Source organism: Comamonas sp. 26, assembly GCF_002754475.1.
In the GTDB taxonomy this organism is placed as follows: Bacteria; Pseudomonadota; Gammaproteobacteria; order Burkholderiales; family Burkholderiaceae_C; genus Comamonas.
In genome coordinates this window covers 1,388,890-1,415,381 of record NZ_PEFL01000001.1, presented here as the reverse complement: position 1 = coordinate 1,415,381, position 26,492 = coordinate 1,388,890, and the positions used below count along the sequence as shown (strand labels likewise).

Below are 26,492 nucleotides of genomic sequence, written 5' to 3'. Positions count from 1 at the left end.
TTTTTACGAAGAGCGTTTAACTCTCAGCGGCGCTGAAACATCAGCCCAGCCACTTGCGGGCGTTGCGCCACACATTCATCCAGGGGCTGAATTCGGACTTGTCGCCCGAAGTCCAGCTCATCTGCACGTTGCGGAACACACGCTCGGGGTGGGGCATCATGGCGGTGAAGCGGCCGTCATCCGTGGTCACAGCCGTCAAGCCACCGGCCGAGCCGTTGGGGTTGAACGGGTACTGCTCGGTAGGCAGGCCGTGGTTGTCCACGTAGCGCATGGATTTGACGACCTGATCCGCGTTGCCACGGAACTGGAAGTTGGCAAAGCCTTCACCATGTGCCACGGCGATAGGCAGGCGCGAGCCAGCCATGCCTTGCAGGAACAGGCTAGGCGATTCCAGCACTTCCACCATGCTCAGACGCGCTTCAAAGCGGTTGCTCTGGTTTTGCGTAAAACGCGGCCAGTCTTGTGCGCCGGGGATGATGTCGGCCAGTTCGGCAAACATCTGGCAGCCGTTGCACACGCCCAGACCGAAGGTGTCGGTACGGCCAAAGAACGCCTGGAACTGCTCCGACAAACGGTCGTTGAACGTGATGGAGCGTGCCCAACCAATACCGGCACCCAATGTGTCGCCGTAGCTGAAGCCACCGCAGGCGACCACGCCGGCAAAGTCTTTCAGCTGTGCGCGGCCAGCCTGCAGGTCGCTCATGTGCACGTCCACCGCTTCAAAACCGGCTTCGGTGAAAGCGTAGGCCATTTCCACATGGGAGTTCACGCCCTGCTCGCGCAGCACGGCCACGCGGGGCTTGGCAGCCACGTTGATGAAAGGCGCTGCCACGTTGACCTGAGGGTCGAACGTCAGCTGCACATGCATGCCGGGATCGCTTGCTTGGCCAGCGGCTGCGTGCTCGCTGTCGGCGCACACGGGGTTGTCGCGCTGCTGGGTAATCTTCCAGCTCACGGCGTCCCACACCTGGTGCAGGTCGGAAAGCGTTGCGCCAAACACCTTGTTCGCATCGCGCCACACTTGCAGCTCGCCCTTGCCAGCATCCACGGGGGATGACACGGGGCGGGTCTTGCCAATGGTGTGGCTGCACTGGATCAAGCCGTGCTCGCGCAGCACTTGCAGCACTTCGGTGCGGTCCGCGGTCTTGATCTGCAGCACGGCGCCCAGCTCTTCGTTGAACAGTGCGCGCAGGGTCAGGTCTTCGCGGCGGCCGGAGACTTGCTTGCCCCAGTTCTTGCCTTCGCCGCTGTCCATGCGGCTGTCGGAGATGCCGTCGCCTTCGGTGATCAGCATGTCCACATTCAGCGCCACGCCCACATGGCCCGCAAAAGCCATTTCTGCCACGGTCGCCAGCAGGCCGCCGTCACCCTTGTCGTGGTAGGCCAGGATCAGGCCCTTGGCGCGCAGTGCATTCACTGCGTCCACCATGGCGATCAGATCCTTGGCGTCGTCCAGATCAGGCACTTCGTTGCCGGATTGGTTGAGGACCTGGCCCAGAATCGAGCCACCCATGCGCATCTTGCCGCGGCCCAGATCGATCAGCACCAATGTGCTGTCGTCTTCCTCGGCGTTGAGCTGGGGCGTCAGCGTGGTGCGCACATCGTCAATCGATGCAAAGCCGGTGATGATCAGGCTCACGGGCGAGGTGACCTTCTTGGTCACACCGTTTTCGCTCCACTGCGTGCGCATTGACAAGCTGTCCTTGCCCACGGGGATCGAGATATTCAGCGCCGGGCACAGCTCCATGCCCACGGCCTTCACCGTGGCGTACAAGGCAGCGTCTTCACCGGCTTCGCCGCAAGCGGCCATCCAGTTGGCCGACATCTTGATCTTGCTCAGCTCAATGGGCGCAGCCAGCATATTGGTGATGGCTTCTGCCACGGCCATACGGCCCGATGCTGGCGCGTTGATGGCCGCCAGCGGCGTGCGCTCGCCCATGGCCATGGCTTCGCCCTTGAAGCCCTTGTAATCCGCCAGCGTCACGGCCACGTCGGCCACAGGCACTTGCCATGGGCCAACCATCTGGTCGCGGTGCGTCAGACCACCCACGGCGCGGTCGCCGATGGTGATGAGGAAGCGCTTGGAGGCCACGGTGGGGTGGGCCAGCACGTCGATCACGGCCTGCTCCAGCGCCACGCCGGTCAGGTTGATGGCGGGCAGCTCGCGCTCTACGGTGGTCACATCTTTGTGCACCTTGGGCGGCTTGCCCAGCAGCACTTCCATGGGCATGTCGACCGGGAACTTCTGGTCGCCCGATTCCACAGCCGTGTCTTCCAGCACCAGCTGACGCTCCTCAGTGGCCGTACCGATGACGGCAAACGGGCAGCGCTCGCGCTCGCAGAAAGCGGCGAACTGCGCCAGCGACTCAGGGGCAATGGCCATCACGTAACGCTCTTGCGATTCGTTGGACCAGATTTCCTTGGGGACATGCCCGACTCTTCGAGCTTGACGGCGCGCAGGTCAAAGCGTGCGCCACGACCCGCGTCATTAGTCAGCTCAGGGAAGGCGTTGGAGATACCACCGGCACCCACGTCGTGGATGGCCAAGATGGGGTTCTTCTCGCCCTGCTGCCAGCAGTGGTTGATGACTTCTTGCGCACGGCGCTCAATCTCGGGATTGCCGCGCTGCACCGAATCAAAGTCCAGCTCAGCCGCGTTGGTGCCGCTGGCCATGGAGCTGGCTGCACCGCCGCCCATGCCAATGCGCATGCCGGGGCCGCCCAGCTGAATCAGCAAGGTGCCAGCGGGGAACAGAATTTTCTTGGTCTGCTCGGCGTCGATCACGCCCAGGCCGCCAGCGATCATGATGGGCTTGTGGTAGCCACGGGTGATGTCGCCGACTTGCTGCTCGTACTCGCGGAAGTAACCGGTCAGGTTGGGGCGGCCAAACTCGTTGTTGAACGCCGCGCCACCCAGGGGGCCTTCGATCATGATTTGCAGCGGGCTGGCAATGTGCTCCGGCTTACCCACTTCACTGCCCCAAAGCTTGGAGACGGTGAAACCGGTCAGACCCGCCTTGGGCTTGGAGCCACGGCCGGTGGCGCCTTCGTCACGAATTTCGCCGCCATTGCCGGTGGATGCACCTGCGAACGGAGAGATGGCCGTGGGATGGTTGTGCGTCTCAACTTTCATCAACACATGGTTGATGGCAGTCTGTTTTTGATAGCTAGGAGCGCTTACGCTGTCTGCGCCAACATTGAATTTGGCGGTAAAACGCTCGACTTCATGGCCTTGCACGATGGAGGCATTATCCGAGTACGCCACCACCGTGTGCTGGGGCGACACGGCTTCGGTGTTGCGGATCATGCCGAACAGCGACTTCTCTTGCGCCACACCGTCGATAGTGAAGTTGGCGTTGAAGATCTTGTGGCGGCAGTGCTCGGAGTTCGCCTGCGCGAACATCATCAGCTCCACATCGGTGGGGTTGCGCTTGAGGCCCTTGAAGGCGTTTTCGAGGTACTCGATTTCGTCTTCGGCCAGGGCCAGGCCCCACTGCTTGTTCGCTTTTTCCAAAGCAGCAGCGCCGCCACCCAGCACATCCACAAACTCCATGGGCTCTGCGGCCAGGGTTGTGAACAGCTGCTCGGCCTCTGCACGGGTGGCAAAGACCGATTCGGTCATGCGGTCGTGCAGCAGAGCGGCGATTTGCGCGGTTTGCTCTTGCGACAGCTCGGGCTTGCCGCCGAGGATGCCGGACTTGAGTTCCACACGGAACTCGGTCATGCGCTCGACGCGGAAGACGTTCAGACCGCAGTTGCGGGCAATGTCGGTCGCCTTTGAGGCCCAGGGCGAGATCGTTCCCAGACGGGGCGTGACAATGAATGCCACACCTTCGGCTGTGCCGATGTAGGGATCGCCATAGGTCAAGAGTGCCGACAGGCGCTCTTGCAATGCGGGAACCGGAGCACCCTCCGTAGCCACCAGATGCACAAAGCGTGCTGACACGCTGGTGATCTTGGGGTGGATAGCGACCAGATCGGTCAAAAGCTGTTGAGCGCGGAACGAGCTAAGAGCGTTTCCACCCTCAAACTGTGTCAAATGCAAGGTCACGTGGCGGCCTGTTTATGTGAAGGCTGGTGAATGCGCCCCCGCCTTGACCCGTTAAAGGTCAAAGCCAAGGCACTGTATCGGTGAGCCTCACATTTTACCGTCCCTCGGGCTTACCCCAGGACCTCGCGTCCCTTGCCCCTGCAAGTTCAAGCCCGCGATGGGATAATTCCCCCCATGAGCATCACACTGAAAACCCCCGAAGACATCGAGCGCATGCGCATTGCCGGCCGCTTTGCTTCGGATGTGCTGGACTACATCACCCCCCACATCAAGCCGGGCATCACCACCCAGCAAATCGACGACCTGTGCGCCGCGCGCATGGCCGAGCAAGGCACCAAGACCGCCTGCCTGGGCTATCAGCCGCCGGGCATGACGCCCTACCCGGCCTATGTCTGCACCTCGGTCAACCACGTGGTCTGCCACGGAATTCCCAATGACAAGCCTTTGAAGAAAGGCGATATCGTCAATGTGGACGTGACCGTGATTACCGATGACGGCTGGTTTGGCGACAACAGCCGCATGTTCCTGATCGGTGACGGCACGATTGCTGGCAAGCGCCTGAGCAAGCTGACGTTTGAAGCCATGTGGAAGGGTATCGAGCAGGTCAAGCCCGGTGCCACGCTGGGCGATATTGGCCATGCCATCCAGACTTATGCCGAAGGCCATAACCTGACCGTGGTGCGTGAGTACTGCGGCCACGGCATTGGCAAAGTCTTCCACGACGAGCCGCAGGTGTTGCACTACGGCCGCCCCGGCGACGGTGTGGTGCTGGAAGAAGGCATGGTCTTCACCATCGAGCCCATGCTGAATCTGGGCAAACGCGATATCAAGGCCATGCCCGATGGCTGGACTGTGATTACCAAAGACCGCAGCCTGACCGCCCAATGGGAGCTGATGCTGGCCGTTACCAAAACAGGCTATGACGTGCTGACCTGGTCGGATGGCTCGCCTACGCCCCCAGACTTCATCAAAGCCATCCGCACCTGATCATTTTTCAGCTGCCCCGAGCACCATGCCGCACCCAGTCAGACTGGTTGCGGCATATTTTTTGCTTGCAGCCCTTGTGTCGCAAGCGCTTTGCGCTCACCTTTTTGCAGACACCGGCTTCAAGCCCAAGTCAGTTGAGTTAAGGTGGTAGTTAAGCAATTGCTCTGTTGAAACCCTTTTTTCTGCTGCGCATGACCTCTTCTGCCCTCTCTCCTGCCGCCGCGCCTGATGCGCCCGATCAACTCTCGCTGCAAACTCTGCGCGAGGAATTCCGCACGGCCAAGGCCAAGCAGATAGCGCTGTTGCAAAACCCGGCTCTGGGCCGGCGCAGCGTTCGGGGTGTGCTGCACCATTTCAGTGAACTGGCCGATGGCCTGCTGCGCACACTCTGGCAGCGGGCGCAAATGCCAGAGACCGCAACCCTGCTGGCCGTGGGCGGCTATGGGCGCGCCCAGCTCTTTCCTTATTCAGACATTGATGTGCTGGTGCTTCTGCCCCAAAGTGGGGCACAGCCTGCGCCTGAAATCGCAGCACGCATCGAGCAATTCATCAGCAGTTGCTGGGATGCAGGGCTTGAAATTGGCTCCAGTGTGCGCAGCATTGCCGAATGCCTGCAAGAAGCCGCGCAAGACCTGACGGTGCAGACCGCCATGCTGGAGTCACGCCGCATCACCGGCAACCAGCCCCTGTTTGCCGATTTCGAAAGCCAGTTCCGTGCGCAGATGGAGCCCAAGGCGTTTGTCGAAGGCAAGATTCTGGAGATGCGCCAGCGTCATGCCAAATATGACTTCACGCCGTACTCGCTGGAACCCAATTGCAAGGAATCGCCCGGCGGCCTGCGCGATTTGCACACCATGCTCTGGCTCACCAAGGCCGCAGGCCTGGGCAGCAGCTGGCATGAGCTGGCCGAGCAAGGTCTGATTACTCCGTTTGAGGTGCAGCAGCTCGAATCCAATGAATCTCTGCTCAGCCTGATCCGCGCCCGCCTGCACGCAGCAGCGGGGCGGCATGAAGACCGCCTGGTGTTTGACTTGCAAACCGCCGTGGCTGAGGCCTTTGGCTACCGCTCCACCACGCCCGAAGGCCGCAAGCTGGCCATGCGCGCAGGTGAGACGCTGATGCGCCACTACTACTGGGCGGCCAAAGCCGTCACGCAGCTGTGCCAGATTGTGCGCATGAGCATTGAGGAGCGCCTGAACCCCAGCTCGCATGAGTTGATTCGCCTGAACGAGCGCTTTTGCGAGAAGGCTGGCGCCATTGAGGTCGTCAGCGACGACCTGTACGAGCGCGACCCGCACGCGATTCTTGAGACTTTTCTCATGTATGAGCAGCATGAGGGGCTGACCGGCCTTTCCACTCGCACCCTGCGCGCGCTGTATGCCAGCCGCGATGTGATGGACAGCGCCTTTCGCCATGACCCGGTGAACCGCGCCACCTTCATGAAAATTCTGCAGCAGCCGCGCGGCATCACCCATGCCATCAGGCTAATGAACCAGACCTCGGTGCTGGGTCGCTACCTTTGGCCGTTTCGCCGCATCGTGGGGCAGATGCAGCATGACCTGTTCCACGTCTACACGGTCGATCAGCATATCTTGATGGTCCTGCGCAATGTGCGGCGCTTCTTCATGGCCGAGCATGCCCACGAATATCCGTTCTGCTCCCAGCTGGCCGCAGGCTGGGACAAGCCGTGGATTCTGTATCTGGCAGCCCTTTTTCACGATATCGGCAAGGGCCGCGGCGGCGATCACTCCATCACCGGCTCGGTAGAAATCAAGCGCTTTTGCCGCGCCCACCAGGTTGACAAAGCCGATGCCAAACTGGCCGAGTTTCTGGTGCGCGAGCACTTGACCATGAGCCAGGTCGCACAGAAACAGGACTTGTCCGACCCTGACGTGATTCGCGCCTTTGCCGATCGCGTGGGCAATGAGCGGTATTTGACCGCCCTGTACCTGCTGACCGTGGCCGACATTCGCGGCACCAGCCCCAAGGTCTGGAGCGCATGGAAGGGCAAGCTGCTGGAAGACACCTACCGCCTGACACTGCGCGTGCTGGGCGGCCGCGCCCCCGATGCCGCTGCCGAAGTGGAAGGCCGCAAGCGCGAGGCCTTGATCCAGCTGGCCTTGACGGCCCAGCCTTTTGAGTCACACAAAAAACTCTGGGAATCGCTGGATGTGAGCTACTTCATGCGCCATGAAGCGGCTGATATTGCATGGCACACCCGCCATCTCTCGCGCCATGTAGGCTCTGGCAAACCCGTAGTGCGTGTCCGTCGATCACTGGCGGGCGAAGGCCTGCAGGTGCTGGTGTATGCACCAGACCAGGCCGATCTGTTTGCCCGCATCTGCGGCTATTTCGATCGCGCCAGTTTTTCGATTCTCGACGCCCGCGTGCACACGGCCAACAACGGCTATGCGCTGGATACCTTCCAGGTCATTGCCCCCACTATGCAAGAGCAGTACCGTGAGCTGATGCACATGGTGGAAAACGACCTGACACACGCTCTGCTGAAGGGCGGCCCGCTGCCCACACCCTCGCAAAGACGGTTGTCCCGCCGGGTCAAAAGCTTTCCGTTTGCACCACGTGTCGCACTGCGGCCTGATGAGAAGGCGCAGCACTGGCTGCTATCCATCTCCGCATCTGACCGCGCCGGCCTGCTCTACATCATTGCCCGCATCCTGGCTCAGCACCATATCAGCGTGCATCTGGCCAAGATCAGCACGCTGGGTGAGCGGGTGGAAGACACGTTCCTGATCGAAGGCCCGGAGCTGCAAGACAACAACAGCCAATTGCGCATAGAGACCGAGCTACTCAAAGCACTGGCCCAGCCCGGCGGAAATTGAGGCTTCAGTTGCGAGAAAAGCTGCCGATAAGCATTCACCACTACTACGGAAAGCCTATGCAGCTCGCCTCCAATGAAGTTGCGGCACCGCCGCCCAGCACTACCCGCAGTGGCCTGTTTCATATGCCGCTGTTTCGCCCCGGTACCGAGGTGACCCAAAATGGCCGACGAGAAGTCGTCAGCCACGTCATTCTGCGCAGACGAGAGCTGATGGTTTATCTGCAAGGCCATGACGACCCCGTCAAACCAGACCGCCTGCATCTGGCACCTTCGCTGTTCACCACCGAGCGCAGCCCCCAGCCGCTGACCTGGTTTCTGTAAATAGTCAGGCATCAAAAAAGCCGCTGACGCTTATTGCGTCAGCGGCTTTTGCTATGGAACTTGAATTCAGTTCAACGGGGTCTGTGCATTGGCCATCACCTGACCCAGTTGCACCGGCGCTGCAGGCTGCCACTGCGCATTGAATTGCAGCCCCGCACTTTTCGGGAACAGCATGACCACGGTGGAGCCCAGCTGAAAGCGGCCCATTTCGGCGCCCTTAGCCAGCTCTATGGCTTCAGCGCCTTCATAGTTCCAGGTCTTGATGTGACCAGGGCGCGGCGGATTGATCAGGCCATGCCATACCGTCGCCATACTGCCCACAATCGTGGCGCCCACCAGCACCATCACAAACGGGCCATGCACGGTATCAAACACACAGACCACGCGTTCATTGCGCGCGAACAGGCCGGGCACCCCACGCGCAGTCACCGGGTTGACTGAAAACAGATCGCCGGGCACATAAGTCATACTGCTCAGCTTGCCTGCACAGGGCATATGAATGCGGTGATAGTCACGCGGGCTCAGATAGATGGTGGCAAAGCTACCGTCATCAAACTGCCGCGCCAGTGCGGCATCGCCTCCCACCAGTGCGGTGGCGCTGTACTGGTGACCCTTGGCCTGAAAGATCTGCTCGCCTTCAATCTTGCCAAACTGGCTGATGGCACCATCGACAGGGCATACCCAGTCCGCCGGAGCCAGAGGACGAGCACCATCCTTGAGCGCCCGCGTAAAAAAGGCATTGAATGTCTTATAAGCCGCTGGATCAGGGTTGGCCGCCTCGGCCATATTGACCTTGTAACGCTGGATAAAGCGACGAATGACTGCCGTCGTCAAGCTGCCGGCCTGGGCCTCGGCCAGTTTCCCCATCAAGACGGTCAGAGCCTGCTTGGGCAAGAAATATTGAGAAAGTACGGCAAGTCGATCAGACACAGTGTTTTTTTGCTATCAAAGTTATAGAACAGTGGACAGGATTCTAGCCAAGACAACGGCGACCGCCACGGTCTTTCAAAACACCGGCCTGCGTCTGCATCTACTGCACCGGCAAAGCCGCCCTAGACATCCGTGAAACCTCTATGAAAAAGTGCACAAAACCCGTCTTATCGATGCGACGTCCTACCCTTTTTCCAGAACCTAAGCAAGGCCAAGACGCTACAATTCTGGTGTTTAGCTGAATGCTTTTTGCCGCATTGCTAATGGGATATCGGCCTTTTGTTTGGTCTGCGCAGTCTGCGCTGCGCGCCCGCCACGTAAAAGGCCTGAGTCATAGAACACTCAGGCCTTTTACGTGGCGATGACGAACAAGCGCCGCAACTGACCTTTTTGAGAGATTGAACAAATGGCCAAGGAAGAACTGATTGAAATGCAAGGCTCCGTGACGGAAGTCCTGCCTGACTCGCGTTTTCGCGTCACGCTGGAAAACGGTCACCAACTGATTGCCTACACCGGCGGCAAGATGCGCAAGCATCACATCCGCATTCTGGCGGGCGATAACGTATCGCTGGAAATGTCGCCCTACGACCTGACTAAGGGACGCATCACTTTCCGCCACCTGGCCAACCGCGGGCCAGGCCCTGCCCCGCGTCGCGCGAAGTAATTTGCCTCTTCACTCAAAAGTAGCTCCTCTTCCAAAACGAGCTGATTTTTGCGCCTATAATAGAGGCTTCGGAGCGTAGCGCAGCCTGGTAGCGCATCTGCTTTGGGAGCAGAGGGTCGCGAGTTCGAATCCCGCCGCTCCGACCAATGATTCAAGGACTTAGCTGAGAGATCGGCTAAGTCCTTTTGTCTTTTATGGCCTGCAGAGTAAACAAAGAATTGCGCTTTCGCCCTCTTTGTTGTCTTTTCCTGCACTGCTGGTGCACTGCAGTGATGCTTAGACTAGACGCCCGCTTAAAGCGACGTGTTGAACTAGCAAACACCGCATAGCGGTATCCCACAAGCAAATACGCAAGCGGGTTGCCCGACAACTCTTCTGATACTGCAACAGAATCGCAACTATTTTTCCGCTTGCTGCTGCGACTTCCTGCACCAAGTACCAGGAAGTCAAGCGCCAATCAGTTACCGCGGTAGCTAGAGAAGCCGTAAGGGCTTAGCAGCAAAGGGATATGGTAGTGAGGGACCGAGCCGTCAGCCTTGAAGATCACGGGAATTTCAGGGAAGAACGTAGAGGTCTTGCGCTTGTTGAACCACTCCTCAGTCTGGAAGGTCACGCGGTAGCTGCCTTTTTCCATGATGGATTCGGAGGGGTAAAGCGCTGGAATACGACCTTGCTCATTGGTGACGCCCTCGTTGATTTTCACCCACTTGCTATCGACCTTTTTTTCCAGGCTCACATTCACACCCGCCGACGGCAGACCGTCTTGCAAGTTCAGCACATGAACGCTCAGAGGATTGGATGCGGCCAGAGCAGAGGTGGCAAAAGCAGCATTCAACAGCAGGCCGGCGATAAGCAGTTTGGTTTTTTGCATGGAAGTTCCTGGGGGTGTAGATCAATGGATGAAGAAAAGAAACGAATAAAAGCAGTTATTTGGCGGTGCCCAGCACCTTGTCGATGGCTTGCAAGGCGCAGCCTTCGTCAATGGCCGAACCACCGGCTCCGCCAACACCGATAGCGCCAATGACTTCGGTACCCACTTTCACGGGCACTCCGCCGCCGATGAGCAAAAGGCTGTCAATCGTGTTCAGATTGTTGGACTCGGGGTTCTTGCGGGCGTTTTCCGCAAAAATGCGCGAAGGCGTCTTGCTTGAAAGCGCAGTGAATGCCTTCTTCACAGCGGCATCTGTGTTGTGTGGTCCGACACTGTCGTCGCGCTGTAAAGAAAGCAGATGACCACCACGGTCAATCACTGCTGCAACTGCAGAGCGGCCTTGTGCATGGCATGCCGACATGGTTGCCTCCAACAAAGCATTCGCCAGATTGAGCGACATATTGCTTTGTTGCAATGGAGCAGGTTGGGCAGCAAAAGCATGTGCCGAGGCCATGAGAAGAAAACCGCCAACCGGCTTGATGGAAAACAATCGCATTTTGATCATCCTGTATTCGAGTTGTTTAGCGAATAAAGGGAATTTTGCGCATTGCTCTTAACGCCAAGATTGCACGTTCATTACATTTTTTTAATGTTGATCAGGCCATTTATCGTTATCATTTTTTTATTTAAAAACAACAAGCAATTAATTATGCGTATATTAATCATAGAAGATGAGATAAAGGCAGCCGATTACCTGAAGAAAGGTCTTACGAATTCAGGCTATCAAGTCGAGGTCTCCAATGATGGCATTGATGGCCTTTTCATCGCACAATCCAGCGACTTTGATTTGCTGATCCTCGATGTCATGCTGCCCGGCATTGACGGCTGGAGTTTTATTCGCCGTTTTCGTGAAAGCAATCAGGCTCCCGTGCTCTTTTTGACGGCAAGAGACTCCGTGGAGGACCGCGTAAAAGGCCTGGAGCTAGGCGCCGATGACTATCTGATCAAACCCTTTTCATATGCAGAGCTTTTGGCACGAGTGCGCACCCTGCTGCGCAGAACGCCGATACGCCAGCAAGACACTTTCGAGCTGGCCGATCTGGAAGTAGACATGCTCAAACGCCGGGCCATTCGTGCTGGCCAGCGCATTGATTTGACGAACAAAGAGTTCGCATTGCTGCAACTACTGCTAATGCACAAAGGGGAGGTCATGTCGCGCAGCCAGATTGCATCCCAAGTGTGGGATATGAATTTCGACAGCGACACCAATGTGGTGGATGTAGCCATCCGTCGCCTGCGGGCCAAAATTGATGATGGGTTTTCAGTCAAGCTCATCCAAACCGTGCGCGGGATGGGTTACCGCATAGAGGACACGCTGCCGTGATGCATCAAAAACATGCCAGTCTTCGGTTAAGGCTCGCTTTGCTGTTTGCCTTGGCCAGTGCGGTTTTGTTTGCTCTTATGGGGTTTTATGTTTTTAACGCGCTGGAAAGGGAAGTCGCATACCGCGATGATATGGCCTTGCTGGGACGCATTGATCGCATTGAAAACATCATAAAAGATGATAGCAATATAGATTTTTTAAAAAAACAGCCAAAGCTTTACTCCAATATGCTTGGCAATAAAGATAATGCATTATGGATTATCAACGAAGCAGGAAAAGTATTAATTGATGTCAATCCAGAAAACTTACCAACACCTATTATTTCCGAATTAAAGCCATTATCCTTGTTCACCACCACTAGCGCGGAACCTGCTCGAATAGCCTGGGAAAAGGTGAATAGCGGAGATGGAAACCTCTTTATCATCGCGAGCAAATTACTGACTGAGCGCGAGCAGATGATGGCCGCTTATCGCTGGAATCTGGGTGTGGCGTGGTTAGCTGGTGTGCTTCTGGCGTTCATCGTCGGGTGGGAAGTAGTGCGCCGCGGACTTTTACCCCTTCACCGACTAAGCCAGCAAGCGGCAGGCGTTAGCCCCCAACACCTGGGCCTGCGTCTGGATGAACAAAAACAGCCCCAAGAGCTGCAAGCTTTGACGGCGGCCTTGAACCTGATGCTGGCACGACTGGAGGAAGGGTATGCAAAACTTTCCCGCTTTTCGGAAGATTTAGCCCATGAGATGCGAACCCCCCTCAACAATCTCATGGTTCAGAACCAGTTGTCGCTGAGCCAGCCCCGAACGTTTGAAGACTATGAGCATTTACTCGACTCCCAGCAAGAGGAGTACGAGCGCTTAGCGCGAATGATTGACAACATGCTGTTTCTGGCCAGGGCAGAAAAGCAGGACTCAGCGTTGCAACTGGAATCCGTTGATTTGGAAAAATTATCGCAACAGCTTTCGAGTTACTTCGAGGGAATGGCCCAGGAGCGCGGAATGCGGATTGAAGCAAGCGCCCACGGCCATCTGACCGCAGACAATGGCTTGGTACGCCGCGCCTTGGCCAATCTTGTGGCAAATGCGATTCGCTATGGACAGAGCAATACCGTCGTCACGCTGCGCTGCAATACTCGGGCACCGAAGTGGCTAGATATTGAGGTACTTAATCAAGGGCCACCGATTGGAGACGAACATCTTCCCCGAATATTTGATCGCTTCTACCGCTGTGATGCATCTCGCTCCCACCCCGATGATTCAGGCGGCCTAGGCCTCGCGATTGTCCATTCAATCATGCTCATGCACGGCGGAGAAGTGCTCGTCAGCAGCTCGTGCAAAGGCACCCAATTCACACTTCGTTTTCCCAGATAGGTTTAACACTAGAGATGACCCCGCCGCCTGAACAACTCAACCAGTTGCTGGGCGAGATCGTCGGGGTCATGCCTCACAAGCCATTTGTCCGAAAATTGTGCTTAGTCACTTGCATGAAAAACCGCTGCAGCCTCCAGCAGGCTGCGCACCACTGTCTCTATTACTACCCAAAAATTACCTTATTTGTTGCTAATGATGCAACAATAGAAAAAGGACTCCTAACTTTATAGCTAGGAGTCCTTATCTATTATGGTCGGAATGGCGGGATTCGAACTCGCGACCCCTTGCACCCCATGCAAGTGCGCTACCAGGCTGCGCTACATTCCGTGAGCTATTGATTCTAGCCGAAAATTTCCACCTTCCGACCAAGAAATGCGATTTCAGATGGTCTATACCTCAAACAGGATCATGCTTTAGTGCTGCTCGTTTCATAGCAGCTGCTTAATCCGAGGTAAATTTGAACGCTGTAATTGAGAAAAAGGTCTGACTTTCAGCAGGTCCTTTTTCAAATTACTCGGGATAGCGGGATTCGAACATCTGGCGATGCATACGCTCGCGTTTAAGCAACTGAAAGAAGCTCTCGACACAGCGTTACTGTGACAGTTGCCTCGACGGCTCATGCTGAGACTAGGTCATGGTCGTGCAGAAATCCCTGCCAGTCATGACCAGTGAACTGGGTAGATTCAACCGGTCGTCGCAATACCGGGTTAAACGCAGAATTTAAGATGGACAACCAGTGCTTCAACAGGCTTCCTCCAACCTAATGTTTTGCGTGACCTGTTGTTCAAGGTTATGGCTACAGCCTGCAGTTTTTTCACCCTATCGGCAGAGGTCAATGCCTTGTAGAAGTATTGGAGTTCGTGCTCTAGCAGGTGCCACTCTGCCATGGACTGCGCGGATCTGCAAAGTAGACCTTCACGCCACTTGCCGTCCCTCAGGCACCCAGCCAAGCACCGCCTGATGAGACTACTTTGCAGCATTGCCACTTGCAAGAATGCTGGCGGCATGACCCAGCGATCTCACCCAGCAACTGGGTTAAGCTATTCAAATGACCGAACTACTTCTACTGATGGCAAGATGCCAACTGTGCTGACCGACGCCAGCAATTTAACCAATTAGCCTCCACCAAACCCAGCGTAATTCACGCTACGGTATACAGTGAAGAGTTCCGACGTGTGTTTAGTTACTTGCACAAACAGCCGGGGCCGCCTGCAGCAGTCCTACACCACTTTTCTCGCCCCCACAAGCCACTATATTTTTGGGAAATACGCCGCAATAGAAAAAGGGTTCCTAACTTTATAGCTAGGAACCCTTATCTAATTTGGTCGGAATGGCGGGATTCGAACTCGCGACCCCTTGCACCCCATGCAAGTGCGCTACCAGGCTGCGCTACATTCCGAAGAATTTGATTATACACAGATTCAGCCCATCAAAGGGAAAGCAACGCCCTGATCTGCAAAAGCTCCTGCTTAACTTCTTCAATCCCCAACGCACTAGCTGGCTCAGAAGTGCGCAGCTCCAGCATTTCTGCCAACAAATGACTTTGGGCAAGTGCCTCGGCAGACATTGTGTTGGCCGGCTGCGCTAGCTCTTGTGCGCGCAATGAATCTGTTGACTGCGCTCTGCCATGTCCCACCACCAAATCACGCAGGCGATTGCGTGCACCGCTGATGGTGAAGCCTTGCTCATAAAGCAGTTCTCGAATACGGCGCACCATCAGCACTTCATGGTGCTGATAGTAGCGGCGGTTACCCCGGCGCTTCATGGGTTTGAGTTGTACAAACTCCTGCTCCCAGTAACGCAGAACATGGGGCTTGACGTCGCACAGATCGGCTACTTCACCAATGGTGAAATAGCGCTTGGCGGGAATCGCTGGCAAATGGGTACCCATGGCTGGTTGCAAGCAGTCTGTGGAGGTTGGGTGCAGGAAGGTATGCAATATAACGCGAAGAGCTGACAGGACCTTGCGCCGTTGGTGGCACAAGACTTGTCAGCTCTTCAATTGTGCGATGCCTTGGCGTGCAAGGCATCAGGTATCACGCCAATGGTTTAAAACTCTGAGCTTTCGCCCTGAATCAGCTCTTTGAGTTTGCTGCTGGCATGAAAAGTCACCACACGGCGCGCCGCAATGGGGATCAGTTCTCCTGTGCGGGGATTGCGACCGGGGCGCGGCGCCTTGGTGCGGATCTGGAAGTTGCCAAAGCCCGAGAGCTTGACATCTTCACCTTCCACCAGCTTTTGCGAGATCAGGTCAAAAAACGCATCCACCATATCCTTGGCTTCGCGCTTGTTCAGCCCGATTTCGTCAAACAGCAGATCGGCCAGCTGCGCCTTGGTCAGCGCAGGGCTGTCGATGCTTTCTACGGCTAGCTCCATAGGTCGATCTCCTTGGGGATTGAACATATCAACGCAGACGCGCTGCAACGCGCTCCACCAAAGCGGCAATGGCGCCTTGCATGGCGGCGTCGATCTCGGCATCGGTCAATGAAGCGGTATCGCTGCCCAGCGTCAGACGCACGGCCAGGCTCTTTTCGTCCTGAGCCAGGCTGCCTGCAGCGGCTTCTTCACCGGTCTTGAGCTTCTTGGGGCGGAACACGTCAAACAGCACGGCTGAGCGCAACACAGCCCCCTTCACACCTTGCTGCACGGCGTCCATCACCTGGGTGTGGGTCACAGCTTCCTTCACCACTACGGCAATGTCGCGCTCCACAGCCTGATGCTTGGCCACAGGCTTGAACACAGGCACGTTACGCGCCAGCACAGCGTCGAGCTCCAGCTCGAACATCACAGGCGCCTGGGCCAGATCCCATTCTTGGCGCCACTTGGGGTGCAGTTCGCCGACAAAGCCGATTTCCTTGCCATCCAGCAGCACACGGGCACAGCGGCCGGGGTGCATCGCAGGATGCTCAGCAGGCTCGAAAACGGGCTTGGCCGGTGCCAGCAAGGCTTCCACATCGCCCTTGACGTCGTAAAAGTCCACCTTGGCTTCTGCCTTGCCCCATTGCAACTGTTCGGCTGCGCCGTAGGCGAGACCTGCCACGCGCATGGGCTGGTAAAAGCCCTTGACGGTGGTGTCGGACTCCACCACGGTGTCGTCCTTGAAGAACACGCGGCCCAGTTCAAACACGCGTACGCGCTGGGCCTTGCGGTCCACATTGAACTTCAAAACTTGCAGCAAGGAACCCAGCAGCGACGAGCGCATCACGCTCAAATGGCTGGCAATGGGGTTGAGCAGCTTGATGGCGTTGTTGTTGCCCGCCAGCTCTTGCTCCCACTTTTCTTCCACAAAGCTGAAGTTGATGGTTTCTTGATAGCCCAGACCCGCCAGTTCATGGCGCACGCCAAACGGGCTGCGCTGGTTTTCAGCGCGCAGCTTGGGCGAGATGGGCGCCAGCGGCTTGGTGGTCGGCAGGTTTTCGTAGCCGATCATGCGAGCCACTTCTTCAATCAAATCTTCTTCCAGATTGATGTCGAAGCGGAAGGTGGGCGCAGTCACGCTGACCACACCTTCACTGACCACAGTCGCGGGCAGGCCAAGACCGTTCAACGCATCCAGCACTTGCTGCTGGGTCACGGCCATGCCGATGACCTTGGCAGCGCGGGCCACGCGCAGTTGCACGGGCTTTGGCTGGGGCATGTTGGGCTTTTGATCGTCCATGGCCGCAACTTGCGTGTCGGGCGTGCCGCAGATTTCCAGCACCAGCGCGGTGATGCGCTCAATGTGCTCGGTGGTGAACTCGGGGTCCACGCCGCGCTCGAAGCGGTGACCCGCGTCGGTCGAGAAGTTGAAATGGCGCGAACGGCCAGCCATGGCCTTGGGGAACCAGAAGGCGGCTTCGATGTAGATGTTCTTGGTGTCGTCGGACACGGCAGTCGCATCGCCACCCATGATGCCGGCCAGCGATTCGACTTCCTTGTCGTCGGCAATCACGCCCACTTTGATGAAGTCGTCAATCTTGATGGTGTTGCCGTTGAGCAGCTTGAGCGTTTCGCCCTGCTGGCCCCAACGCACAGTCAGACCACCGCTGATCTTGTCCAGATCAAAAATGTGGCTGGGGCGACCCAGCTCGAACATCACATAGTTGGAAATGTCCACCAGCGGGCTCACCGAGCGCTGGCCGCAGCGAGCCAGACGATCGACCATCCACTGGGGCGTCTTCACTTGCGTGTTGACATTGCGCACGATGCGGCCCGAGAAGCGGCCGCACAGATCGGTCGCTTCAATCTTGACGGGCAGCTTGTCTTGCAAGGCCACAGCAGCAGCGGGGAAAGACAAAGCCTTCAGCGGCGTGCCAGTCAATGCCGACAGCTCGCGCGCTACGCCGTACACCGACAGGCAATGCGCCAAGTTAGGCGTCAACTTCAGCGTGAACAGCGTGTCGTCCAGATTCAGGTACTCACGCACGTTCTGGCCCAGAGGCGCATCGGCAGGGAACTCCAGCAGGCCGCTGGCGTCGTCGTCAATGCCCAGCTCCTTGGCCGAGCACAGCATGCCAAAGCTTTGCACACCGCGCAGCTTGCCCACCTTGATCATGAAGGGCTTGCCGTCCGCGCCTGGCGGCAGCGCGGCGCCCACGGTGGCACAGGGAATGCGAATGCCCACGCGTGCATTGGGTGCGCCGCAGACGATGTTCAGCAGCTCGGGGCCGCCTACATCCACCTGGCAGATGCGCAAACGGTCGGCGTCGGGATGCTGCACGGCTTCCTTGATTTCACCGACGACGATGCCGGTGAAGGGAGGTGCCACGGGATCCAGCTCTTCCACTTCCAGACCGGCCATGGTCAGGGTGTCGGCCAGTTGCTGGGTGGTCAGGTTGGGGTTGCAGTATTCACGCAACCAGGATTCAGGAAATTGCATAGTCAGACTTTTGGGCGTTCATGCCAGCTGCACCGCGTCGGTCTGCAACTGGCTGGGCATGCGTACTTTTAAAAGATGAGCGGCAGGCGCTTGATCTACATGCACTTCAGTATCAAAACCATCTGAAGTGATTGATTAACGAGCGCTAGCAGCTCACTTTTTCAATTACTGAAACTGCGACAGGAAACGGATGTCGCCGTCGAAGAACAGGCGCAGGTCGTTCACGCCATAACGCAGCATGGTCAGGCGGTCGGGGCCCATGCCAAAGGCAAAGCCGATGTACTTTTCGGGGTCAAGACCCATGTTGCGCACCACGTTGGGGTGCACCTGGCCGGAGCCCGCCACTTCCAGCCACTTGCCGGCCAGCGGGCCGCTCTGGAACTGGATGTCGATTTCAGCCGAGGGCTCGGTGAACGGGAAGAAGCTGGGGCGGAAACGCAGCACCAGATCATCCGATTCAAAGAAAGTCTTGCAGAAGTCGGTGAAGACCACTTTCAAGTCCTTGAAGCTGACGTTCTCGCCAATCCACAGGCCTTCGCACTGGTGGAACATGGGCGAGTGGGTGGCATCCGAGTCCACACGGTAAGTGCGACCGGGGGCAATGACGCGGATTTCGGGCATGGACTGGCCGGCATCAAGCGCATTGCGGTATTTTTTGACGTGCTGAACAGCGTGGCGCACCTGCATGGGGCTGGTGTGCGTACGCAGCAAGTTAGGGGCGTGTGCCGTGCCACCTTCCACATAGAAGGTATCGTGCATGGAACGCGCGGGGTGGTCTTCGGGCGTGTTCAGCGCCGTGAAGTTGAACCAGTCGGATTCGATCTCGGGGCCCTGGGCTACATCAAACCCCATGGAGCCAAAAATGCCCTCGATACGCTCCAGCGTGATGGACACGGGGTGCAGACCACCGGCACCGCGGCGGCGGCCGGGCAATGTCACATCCAGCACTTCAGCCTTCAGGTGGGCTTGCAGCTCGGCATCGGCCAATGCCAGGCGGCGGGCGGTCAGGGCCGCTTCAATTGCCTGCTTGGCTACGTTGATGGCAGCGCCGCGCGATTTTTTCTCTTCGACGGAAAGCTGCGCCATGCCCTTCATGAGCTCAGTCATCTTGCCCGACTTGCCCAGAAACTGCGCCTTGGCATTTTCCAGATCAGCGGGGGTATGGGCCTGCGCAAACAGCTGTTGCGCGCTCTCGACCAGAGAATCCAACTCGTTCATATCGACTCTTTATCGAATCTTAAAAATAAACAAGGGCTAGTGCCTTTTCAAGCCCTAGCCCTTGCTGTTTGTGCGCCAGCAGCTACTCAATTAAAAGCAACTACCGATCGTGACCTCAGGCAGCCAGCTTGGCTTTGACTTGGTCGACGATAGCTGCGAAAGCAGCCTTGTCGTGCACAGCGATATCGGACAGCATCTTGCGGTCGATTTCGATGGCAGCCTTCTTCAGACCGTTGGCGAATTGGCTGTATGTCAGACCCAGTTCACGTGCAGCAGCATTGATACGGGCGATCCACAGCTGGCGGAACACACGCTTCTTGTTGCGACGGTCACGGTAGGCATACTGACCAGCCTTCATTACGGCTTGCTTGGCAACGCGATAGACGTTGCCACGGCGGCCGCGGAAACCCTTAGCAAGGGCTAGAACTTTTTTGTGACGGGCACGGGCCGTTACACCACGTTTGACGCGAGGCATTAGTTTTCTCCTAGTTCGTCAGTGAATTACAAGCCTGCGGAAGGCAACATCTTTGCGATGGAGCCCATATCGCCGGAATGCACGTTAACAATGCCACGCAGGTGACGCTTGTTTTTCGTGGTCTTCTTGGTCAAGATGTGACGCTTGAAGGCTTGACCGCGCTTGACGGTACCACCGGGACGAACGCGAAAACGCTTCTTCGCGCTGCTTTTGGTCTTCATTTTGGGCATGTGAATGCTCCTATTGAATTTGTGCTCGCAAGGCGGCGTACAACCTGCACGCACTTCGCTAGCCTCCGAGGCACTTGTTCATCAGTCAGGCCGAAACCTCACTCATGTCTTGCAGGCAAGCCTGCAAATTCTTTTTGTCTACCTTACAAAACAAAAGTGGGCTGAGCCCACTCTTGCTGCAAAGCAAAACGGCAATTATGCCTTATCTGCAGCCTCTGGTGCTGCAGCAGCGCCATCACCCGAGACTTTTGCGCCAGGGGCAGGTTTTTTACCTGCGCGAGCTGGAGCAATCATCATGATCATCTGACGACCTTCCAGCTTGGGGAATTGTTCCACCTGGATGGAGTCAGCCAGATCATCACGCAGACGATTGAGCAAATTCAGACCGAGCTGCTGGTGCGTGATTTCACGACCACGGAAACGCAGCGTGATCTTGCACTTGTCACCATCCGCCAGGAATCGGCGGATATTGCGCAGCTTGATGTTGTAGTCGCCATCATCGGTACCAGGACGGAATTTCACTTCCTTGATTTCGATGACAGTCTGCTTGGCCTTAGCTTCAGCAGCCTTCTTCTGTTCCTGATACTTGAACTTGCCGTAGTCCATCAAACGGCAAACGGGAGGAACCGCTGTTGCAGCGATTTCCACCAGATCAACGTCCAGCTCACCGGCCATACGCAGCGCTTCTTGCAGCGATACGATGCCCAGAGGCTCGTTTTCAGGACCAGACAGACGCACTTCAGGCGCCATGATTTCTCGGTTCAGTCGATGCTTGCGCTCTTCACGGTGGCGGCGATCGCGAAATTCAGTAGCTATGGTTTTCACCTTGGATTGAAATGGCTACAACAGCGTAGCCGGCTAGCGTGCATTGCACGCAGACCGACCCGCCACAAAAATTAATTTGCCTCAGGCTTTGGCCGTGATGTCTTGGGCGATCAATTCAATAAATGCATCGACCGACATCACACCGAGGTCTTTGTTCCCCCGGGCGCGCACTGCAACCGCACCAGCTGCCTTCTCTTTATCGCCTGCGACAAGGATGTAGGGCAGCTTCTGCATGGAATGCTCACGTATTTTATACGTAATCTTTTCATTGCGCAGATCAGTCACTACTCTAAGGCTTTGATTCGGCAATGCTTTTTGCAGCTTTTGCGCCACTTCCTTGGCATAGTCCGCCTGAGCGTCCGTAATATTCAGTACGGAAACCTGCACAGGAGCCAGCCAAGCGGGCAGCGCGCCAGAGTGGTGTTCGATCAAAATGCCAATGAAACGCTCGAGCGATCCCAGAATAGCGCGGTGCAGCATGATGGGGCGGTGGCGGTCACCGTCTTCACCCACAAATTCCGCATCAAGGCGCTCGGGCAAGTTCGGGTCGACCTGAATCGTGCCGCATTGCCACTCACGGCCCAGCGCATCCTTCAAGGTGTATTCGATCTTGGGGCCATAGAAGGCACCCTCGCCCGGCAGATATTCAAACTCGCAGCCCGAAGCACGCAGGCCTTCGGCCAGAGCGTTTTCAGCCTTGTCCCAGTCTTCGTCTTTGCCGATGCGCTTTTCAGGGCGGGTCGACAGGCGATACAGAATATTGGTGAAACCAAAGTCTGCGTACACCTTTTGCAGCAGTGCCGTGAAAGCGGTCACTTCAGCCTGAATCTGATCTTCAGTACAGAAGATATGGCCGTCATCTTGCGTGAATGCACGCACGCGCATGATGCCGTGCAGCGAACCGGTGGGCTCGTTACGGTGGCAGTTGCCAAACTCACCAAAACGCAGTGGCAGATCGCGGTAGCTCTTGATGCCTTGCTTGAAGATGATGATGTGACCGGGGCAATTCATCGGCTTGAGCGCATATTCACGCTTTTCCGAATCGGTCGTGAACATGTTTTCGCGGTATTTATCCCAGTGACCGGTCTTCTCCCACAGAGTCTTGTCCAGAATCTGGGGGGCTTTCACTTCCTGATAGCCGTTGTCTTGATAGACCTTGCGCATGTACTGCTCAACCTGCTGCCAGACCGACCAGCCCTTGGGGTGCCAGAACACGGTACCTGGCGAATGCTCGTCGATGTGGAACAGATCCAGCTCGCGACCCAGCTTGCGGTGGTCGCGCTTTTCGGCTTCTTCCAAGCGGAACAGATAATCCTTCAGCTCATCCTTGGTCGCCCAAGCAGTGCCATAGATGCGCTGCAGCATTTCATTGCGGTGGTCGCCGCGCCAGTAAGCGCCAGCCACCTTCATCAGCTTGAAGTGCTTGAGCTTGCCGGTGCTGGGCACATGAGGGCCGCGGCACAGATCTTCAAAAGCGCCTTCGCGGTACAGGCTCACATCTTCATTGCTGGGGATGCTGGCAATGATCTCGGCCTTGTAGTTCTCGCCCTGGCTCTTGAAATGCGCCACCGCCTCATCGCGTGGCAGCACGCGGCGCTGCACAGGTTCATCCTTGTTAGCCAGCTCGGTCATCTTCTTTTCGATGGCGACCAAGTCTTCAGGCGTAAAGGGACGCTTGTACGAGAAGTCGTAGTAGAAGCCGTTTTCAATCACAGGGCCGATGGTGACCTGGGCATCTGGGAACAGTTCCTTGACCGCATAAGCCAGCAAGTGGGCGGTGGAGTGACGGATCACATCCAGGCCATCCGCATCCTTGGCGGTAATGATGGACAGAGGGGAGTCGTTCTCAATGACAAAGCTGGTATCCACTACCTTGCCATTGATCTTGCCAGCCAGAGCCGCCTTTGCCAGGCCCGAGCCAATCGAAGCAGCAACCTCGGCCACCGAGACCGGGCCGGGATACTCGCGCTTGGAACCGTCGGGGAGCGTGATGTTGATCATGAAATTCCTTGTCAAACCAAATTTTTGTGGGTGAAAGCCAGCGCCAAAGCTTTGGAGTTGCCTGAAAGCAAAAAGCGCGGAACCAGTCCGCGCTTTGATGAAGGTGTCGAGAAATCTCGGGCAGGCGCGAACCGCCAGCTGCCATCAGCAGCTGAAATACATCTCCGATGTAGTTCGCGGTGTCATAACCGTTGATGCCTTTCTCGCCCTTGTGAATTGAAGTCGCAGCATTTTAACCCGGCAATGAAAAAAGCGTCCGGGACTTTCGCCCCGAACGCATAACCCTTTTTAAATTTTCACGACCTGGGCAGGTTCACTGCCCAAAGCAGCAGCAGATCAGTGGAACTGCTCTTCTTCAGTGGAGCCGGTCAGCGCCTTGACGCTGGAGCTACCGCCCTGAATCACAGTAGTCACATCGTCGAAGTAACCTGCGCCCACTTCCTGTTGGTGCGATACAAAGGTATAGCCTTTTTCGCGAGCTGCGAACTCGGGCTCTTGCACCATATTCACATAGTGCTTCATGCCTTCGCCATTGGCGTATGCGTGGGCAAACTGGAAGCTGTTGTACCAATTGATGTGGATACCGGCCAGCGTGATGAACTGGAACTTGTAGCCCAGCGCAGACAGGTCTTCCTGGAAGGAGGCAATCTGGCTGTCGTTCAGGTTCTTCTTCCAGTTGAACGAAGGCGAGCAGTTGTAGCTCAGCAGCTTGCCGGGACTGGCAGCATGCACGGCTTGCGCGAACTCACGGGCAAAGCCAATGTCTGGCACGCCGGTTTCGCACCACACCAGATCGGCGTAAGGGGCGTAAGCCACACCTCGGCTGATGGATTGCTCCAGACCGTTCTTGACGCGGTAGAAGCCCTCTTGTGTGCGCTCGCCGGTCAGGAAGGCTTGATCGTTGGCATCGTGGTTGCTGGTGATCAGGTTGGCAGCTTCTGCATCGGTGCGGGCCAGAATAATAGTTGGCACACCCATCACATCAGCGGCAAAGCGAGCAGAAATCAGCTTTTCGCAGGCTTCACGGGTGGGCACCAGCACTTTGCCGCCCATGTGACCGCACTTCTTCACAGCAGCCAGCTGGTCTTCAAAGTGCACGCCAGCTGCGCCAGCCTGAATCATGTTCTTCATCAGCTCGAAGGCGTTCAGCACGCCGCCGAAACCGGCTTCTGCATCGGCCACGATGGGCAGGAAATAGTCGATGAATTCCTTATCACCGGGGTTCACGCCCTTACCCCACTGAATTTCGTCAGCGCGCTTGAAGGTGTTGTTGATGCGACGCACCATGGTGGGCACCGAGTCGTAGGCATACAGCGACTGGTCGGGGTACATAGTCTCAGACGTATTGCCGTCCGCAGCCACTTGCCAGCCCGAAAGATACACGGCCTCCAGACCGGCCTTGGCCTGCTGCATGGCCTGACCTGCGGAGATAGCGCCAAAGGCGTTCACGTAGCCCTTCTTGGAGTCGCCATTGATCTTGTTCCACAGCACCTCAGCACCGCGCTGGGCCAGTGTGTGCTCTGGCTGCAGGCTGCCGCGAAGGCGAACCACGTCAGCTGCGGAGTAACCGCGCTTCACACCCTTCCAGCGGGGGTTTTGCGCCCAGTCTTTTTCGAGGGCGGCGATTTGCTGTTCACGGCTGAGCTGTTGGTTCAGAGATTGGGGCATGGTCAGGTCACTCCTTAGCGGTTAAACGAGAGGGTTAGGTGTTCGTCCTTGGAATCAACTTTACGTCTTCAATGCTTTTTCAACGACTCTTATGTCTTATAAAAGACTATAAATTTACACAAATAAAAACAACAACTTATTTATTAATTTCACAATGAGAAAAGTAATTTCTCATATTGAGAAAATTTGCGGCACTGCAACATCATGAAATTTCATAATAAGAAATTCAACTCTTGCTTCGTGAAAAACCGAGAGATGAATTCTTCAAAACACTCGCATCCTTCAAATGCAGTATGGAGAAAGTCACATCGCATACGCTGCTGTGCTCATTTTTTGCACACAAATACCGAGGTAAAAGCAGTTAAACAGCAGCGAGTGGCGCGGCAAAGAGACACTGGGTTTGCGCACAACCCCAAAGCAGTGCCTTGTCCTAGCCGCCCCCAACTCAGCATTGATAAACACACGGCAAATGGCACCAGCACCAGCACCAGCACCAGCACCAGCACCAGCACCAGCACCAGCACCAGCACCAGCACCAGCACCAGCACCAGCACCAGCACCAGCACCAGCACCAGCCGAATTGCATTACTGAGCCTGGGTCAGGGTTGCGATTTTTTAAAGGGAAATATGCCTCAAACCCTTTTGGATAAATCGCTACCCGCTATCAAATTAAAGGGAGATCCAGCAAATTGCGGCGGCTGACCACAATGCCATCTGCGTCTGCATACAGCCAGTCGCCCGGACGCACCCACAAGCCAGCGATCTGCACATAGACATCGCGCAGGCCCTGCCCCTGCTTCACCGTAGGCATGGGGTTCAGCGCCAGCGCATACAGCCCCACTGCCGTGGCATTGAGCTCGGCCACATCTCGCACGCAGCCGTAGACCAGCACGCCCGCCCAGCCGTTCTTGGCCGCTGACGCCGCCACATTGCCACCTACCAGCGCGCGGCGCAGGGAGCCGCCGCCATCTACTACCAGAACACGACCCCGGCCCGGCTCGGCCAGAGCGCTACGCACCAGGCTGTTGTCATCCAGACACTGAACAGTACTGACTTCACCCGCAAAACTGGCGTGCGCACCAAAGCTGTGGAAAACGGGCGGCAGCACACGGAAGTCTCCGCTGTCATCGCTGATATGGGCATCGCACAGGTCACAGGTGCTGAAGGACGGGCGTGAGGAGGAATCGCTCATGAAAGTCTCCGGGAGGTGATCAAACTACGCTCTTATCTTGCCTCGGACAGCGATGGAGCGTTAGCACAGACTCAGGCTGCCGGACAAAGGGAGCAACTTTTTCACAACACTCCCGGGGGAAAACCCACGGAAACAGGCTCTAAAGGGCCTCGTAGCAACAAATCAAAGTAAAAAAACGTCTTTCTAGCTTGGAAGAGAGATTTTTTGCCATTAGCATCAGACTCAACCAGTGGATTGCAGCTGTTTTTCGCTGGTGATAAGTCCACTACCCAATTAGGAAATAAGCAACATGGCAACTGCAAAGAAGGCAACCGCTGCAGCATCCGCACCCGCAGCAGCTCCCGCCGCTAAGAAGCGCACTCCCAACGCTGCCTTCATGAAACCCCTGACTCCCAGCGCTGCTCTGGCTGCCGTGGTTGGTAAGGATCCCCTGCCCCGCACTGAAATCATCAGCAAGCTGTGGGTTTACATCAAGGCCAACAACCTGCAAGACGCTGCTAACAAGCGCATGATCAACGCCGACGCCAAGCTCAAGGAAGTGTTCGGCAAGCCACAAGTCTCCATGTTCGAGATGGCTGGCCTGATCGGTAAGCACGTCAAGTAAGCCAAGGCTTG

21 protein-coding genes, 3 tRNA genes and 2 pseudogenes are annotated in these 26,492 nt (G+C 56.7%); 8 read left to right on the top strand and 18 right to left on the bottom strand.

The window, feature by feature from the left end:
• Window positions 1-40: 40 nt before the first annotated feature.
• Window positions 41-4,050, bottom strand: a pseudogene (purL, locus tag CLU84_RS06490) (phosphoribosylformylglycinamidine synthase).
• Window positions 4,051-4,224: 174 nt separating this feature from the next.
• Here purL and map point away from each other — a divergent pair.
• From map to CLU84_RS06475, 3 genes are all read left to right on the top strand, one after another.
• A complete protein-coding gene (gene map / locus CLU84_RS06485; protein ID WP_099736483.1) occupies window positions 4,225-5,037 on the top strand; it encodes a type I methionyl aminopeptidase in 813 nt (270 codons plus the stop codon).
• 191 nt (window positions 5,038-5,228) lie between these two features.
• Window positions 5,229-7,877, top strand: coding sequence for a [protein-PII] uridylyltransferase (locus CLU84_RS06480; protein ID WP_233209940.1), 2,649 nt, complete (start codon window positions 5,229-5,231; stop codon window positions 7,875-7,877).
• Window positions 7,878-7,933: 56 nt separating this feature from the next.
• A complete protein-coding gene (locus tag CLU84_RS06475; RefSeq protein WP_099736481.1) occupies window positions 7,934-8,197 on the top strand; it encodes a hypothetical protein in 264 nt (87 codons plus the stop codon).
• Window positions 8,198-8,263: 66 nt separating this feature from the next.
• On the opposite strand, the gene asd is transcribed toward CLU84_RS06475, so the two are convergent.
• Window positions 8,264-9,127 carry an archaetidylserine decarboxylase gene (asd, locus tag CLU84_RS06470; RefSeq protein WP_099736480.1) on the bottom strand — a complete coding sequence of 288 codons (864 nt, stop codon included), beginning with the start codon at window positions 9,125-9,127 and terminating at the stop codon, window positions 8,264-8,266.
• A gap of 406 nt (window positions 9,128-9,533) precedes the next feature.
• On the opposite strand from asd, the gene infA reads away from it, so the two are divergent.
• Both infA and CLU84_RS06460 read left to right on the top strand, forming a co-directional pair.
• On the top strand, window positions 9,534-9,791 hold the full coding sequence (gene infA / locus CLU84_RS06465) for a translation initiation factor IF-1 (RefSeq protein ID WP_099736479.1): 258 nt from the start codon (window positions 9,534-9,536) through the stop codon (window positions 9,789-9,791).
• Between the two features lie 69 nt (window positions 9,792-9,860).
• Window positions 9,861-9,937, top strand: a tRNA-Pro gene (locus CLU84_RS06460).
• Between the two features lie 311 nt (window positions 9,938-10,248).
• Here CLU84_RS06460 and uraH read toward each other — a convergent pair.
• Together uraH and CLU84_RS06450 are read right to left on the bottom strand one after the other, a co-directional pair.
• Window positions 10,249-10,662 carry a hydroxyisourate hydrolase gene (gene uraH, locus CLU84_RS06455; RefSeq protein WP_099736478.1) on the bottom strand — a complete coding sequence of 138 codons (414 nt, stop codon included), beginning with the start codon at window positions 10,660-10,662 and terminating at the stop codon, window positions 10,249-10,251.
• 55 nt (window positions 10,663-10,717) lie between these two features.
• The gene (locus CLU84_RS06450; protein WP_099737898.1) at window positions 10,718-11,218 is read right to left on the bottom strand and encodes a heme-binding protein; all 501 of its coding nucleotides are present in this window, start codon (window positions 11,216-11,218) and stop codon (window positions 10,718-10,720) included.
• A gap of 153 nt (window positions 11,219-11,371) precedes the next feature.
• Here CLU84_RS06450 and CLU84_RS06445 point away from each other — a divergent pair, with 153 nt between their 5' ends.
• Window positions 11,372-12,046 (top strand): heavy metal response regulator transcription factor, encoded by a 675-nt coding sequence (locus CLU84_RS06445; protein WP_099736477.1) that lies wholly within the window; start codon window positions 11,372-11,374, stop codon window positions 12,044-12,046.
• Window positions 12,046-13,410, top strand: a complete 1,365-nt coding sequence (locus CLU84_RS06440; RefSeq protein WP_099736476.1) for a heavy metal sensor histidine kinase — start codon at window positions 12,046-12,048, stop codon at window positions 13,408-13,410. The genes CLU84_RS06445 and CLU84_RS06440 overlap by 1 nt, the downstream gene beginning before the upstream one ends.
• A 250-nt stretch (window positions 13,411-13,660) precedes the next feature.
• Here CLU84_RS06440 and CLU84_RS06435 read toward each other — a convergent pair.
• The 14 genes and pseudogenes from CLU84_RS06435 to rraA form a co-directional block, all read right to left on the bottom strand.
• Window positions 13,661-13,737, bottom strand: a tRNA-Pro gene (locus tag CLU84_RS06435).
• A 195-nt stretch (window positions 13,738-13,932) separates the two neighbouring features.
• Window positions 13,933-14,116: pseudogene (locus tag CLU84_RS22635) on the bottom strand (IS3 family transposase); the annotation flags it as partial.
• Window positions 14,117-14,732: 616 nt separating this feature from the next.
• Window positions 14,733-14,809, bottom strand: a tRNA-Pro gene (locus CLU84_RS06425).
• Between the two features lie 30 nt (window positions 14,810-14,839).
• On the bottom strand, window positions 14,840-15,301 hold the full coding sequence (locus CLU84_RS06420) for a MerR family transcriptional regulator (protein WP_099736474.1): 462 nt from the start codon (window positions 15,299-15,301) through the stop codon (window positions 14,840-14,842).
• 158 nt (window positions 15,302-15,459) lie between these two features.
• A complete protein-coding gene (locus CLU84_RS06415; protein ID WP_099736473.1) occupies window positions 15,460-15,786 on the bottom strand; it encodes an integration host factor subunit alpha in 327 nt (108 codons plus the stop codon).
• A gap of 28 nt (window positions 15,787-15,814) precedes the next feature.
• Window positions 15,815-18,268: a phenylalanine--tRNA ligase subunit beta gene (gene pheT, locus CLU84_RS06410; RefSeq protein WP_099736472.1), complete on the bottom strand. Its 2,454-nt coding sequence runs from the start codon at window positions 18,266-18,268 to the stop codon at window positions 15,815-15,817.
• A gap of 165 nt (window positions 18,269-18,433) precedes the next feature.
• On the bottom strand, window positions 18,434-19,486 hold the full coding sequence (pheS, locus tag CLU84_RS06405; RefSeq protein ID WP_099736471.1) for a phenylalanine--tRNA ligase subunit alpha: 1,053 nt from the start codon (window positions 19,484-19,486) through the stop codon (window positions 18,434-18,436).
• Window positions 19,487-19,601: 115 nt separating this feature from the next.
• Complete coding sequence (rplT, locus tag CLU84_RS06400; protein ID WP_099736470.1) at window positions 19,602-19,961, bottom strand: 50S ribosomal protein L20; 360 nt, start codon at window positions 19,959-19,961, stop codon at window positions 19,602-19,604.
• Window positions 19,962-19,987: 26 nt separating this feature from the next.
• Window positions 19,988-20,191, bottom strand: coding sequence for a 50S ribosomal protein L35 (rpmI, locus tag CLU84_RS06395; protein ID WP_003053571.1), 204 nt, complete (start codon window positions 20,189-20,191; stop codon window positions 19,988-19,990).
• 195 nt (window positions 20,192-20,386) lie between these two features.
• A complete protein-coding gene (gene infC, locus CLU84_RS06390; protein WP_099736469.1) occupies window positions 20,387-21,016 on the bottom strand; it encodes a translation initiation factor IF-3 in 630 nt (209 codons plus the stop codon).
• Between the two features lie 81 nt (window positions 21,017-21,097).
• Window positions 21,098-23,017, bottom strand: a complete 1,920-nt coding sequence (thrS, locus tag CLU84_RS06385) for a threonine--tRNA ligase (RefSeq protein ID WP_099736468.1) — start codon at window positions 23,015-23,017, stop codon at window positions 21,098-21,100.
• Between the two features lie 336 nt (window positions 23,018-23,353).
• Window positions 23,354-24,685 carry an isocitrate lyase gene (aceA, locus tag CLU84_RS06380; protein WP_099736467.1) on the bottom strand — a complete coding sequence of 444 codons (1,332 nt, stop codon included), beginning with the start codon at window positions 24,683-24,685 and terminating at the stop codon, window positions 23,354-23,356.
• Window positions 24,686-25,011: 326 nt separating this feature from the next.
• On the bottom strand, window positions 25,012-25,257 hold the full coding sequence (locus CLU84_RS22150; RefSeq protein WP_199173696.1) for a hypothetical protein: 246 nt from the start codon (window positions 25,255-25,257) through the stop codon (window positions 25,012-25,014).
• Window positions 25,258-25,349: 92 nt separating this feature from the next.
• Window positions 25,350-25,877, bottom strand: coding sequence for a ribonuclease E activity regulator RraA (gene rraA / locus CLU84_RS06375; RefSeq protein ID WP_099736466.1), 528 nt, complete (start codon window positions 25,875-25,877; stop codon window positions 25,350-25,352).
• Window positions 25,878-26,166: 289 nt separating this feature from the next.
• On the opposite strand from rraA, the gene CLU84_RS06370 reads away from it, so the two are divergent.
• Window positions 26,167-26,481 carry an SWIB/MDM2 domain-containing protein gene (locus CLU84_RS06370; protein ID WP_099736465.1) on the top strand — a complete coding sequence of 105 codons (315 nt, stop codon included), beginning with the start codon at window positions 26,167-26,169 and terminating at the stop codon, window positions 26,479-26,481.
• Window positions 26,482-26,492: the final 11 nt, after the last annotated feature.

Bases quoted from the DNA above. Each gene is read 5' to 3' on its own strand.
- CLU84_RS06370 (WP_099736465.1), top strand. From the start codon at position 26,167: ATGGCAACTGCAAAGAAGGCAACCGCTGCAGCATCCGCACCCGCAGCA.
- CLU84_RS06450 (WP_099737898.1), bottom strand. From the start codon at position 11,218: ATGCGATTGTTTTCCATCAAGCCGGTTGGCGGTTTTCTTCTCATGGCC.
- CLU84_RS06440 (WP_099736476.1), top strand. From the start codon at position 12,046: ATGCATCAAAAACATGCCAGTCTTCGGTTAAGGCTCGCTTTGCTGTTT.
- CLU84_RS06420 (WP_099736474.1), bottom strand. From the start codon at position 15,301: ATGGGTACCCATTTGCCAGCGATTCCCGCCAAGCGCTATTTCACCATT.
- pheT (WP_099736472.1), bottom strand. From the start codon at position 18,268: ATGCAATTTCCTGAATCCTGGTTGCGTGAATACTGCAACCCCAACCTG.
- CLU84_RS06475 (WP_099736481.1), top strand. From the start codon at position 7,934: ATGCAGCTCGCCTCCAATGAAGTTGCGGCACCGCCGCCCAGCACTACC.
- CLU84_RS06445 (WP_099736477.1), top strand. From the start codon at position 11,372: ATGCGTATATTAATCATAGAAGATGAGATAAAGGCAGCCGATTACCTG.
- map (WP_099736483.1), top strand. From the start codon at position 4,225: ATGAGCATCACACTGAAAACCCCCGAAGACATCGAGCGCATGCGCATT.
- uraH (WP_099736478.1), bottom strand. From the start codon at position 10,662: ATGCAAAAAACCAAACTGCTTATCGCCGGCCTGCTGTTGAATGCTGCT.
- rpmI (WP_003053571.1), bottom strand. From the start codon at position 20,191: ATGCCCAAAATGAAGACCAAAAGCAGCGCGAAGAAGCGTTTTCGCGTT.
- thrS (WP_099736468.1), bottom strand. From the start codon at position 23,017: ATGATCAACATCACGCTCCCCGACGGTTCCAAGCGCGAGTATCCCGGC.
- aceA (WP_099736467.1), bottom strand. From the start codon at position 24,685: ATGCCCCAATCTCTGAACCAACAGCTCAGCCGTGAACAGCAAATCGCC.
- pheS (WP_099736471.1), bottom strand. From the start codon at position 19,486: ATGAACGAGTTGGATTCTCTGGTCGAGAGCGCGCAACAGCTGTTTGCG.
- CLU84_RS06480 (WP_233209940.1), top strand. From the start codon at position 5,229: ATGACCTCTTCTGCCCTCTCTCCTGCCGCCGCGCCTGATGCGCCCGAT.
- rplT (WP_099736470.1), bottom strand. From the start codon at position 19,961: ATGCCTCGCGTCAAACGTGGTGTAACGGCCCGTGCCCGTCACAAAAAA.
- infA (WP_099736479.1), top strand. From the start codon at position 9,534: ATGGCCAAGGAAGAACTGATTGAAATGCAAGGCTCCGTGACGGAAGTC.
- rraA (WP_099736466.1), bottom strand. From the start codon at position 25,877: ATGAGCGATTCCTCCTCACGCCCGTCCTTCAGCACCTGTGACCTGTGC.
- CLU84_RS06415 (WP_099736473.1), bottom strand. From the start codon at position 15,786: ATGGAGCTAGCCGTAGAAAGCATCGACAGCCCTGCGCTGACCAAGGCG.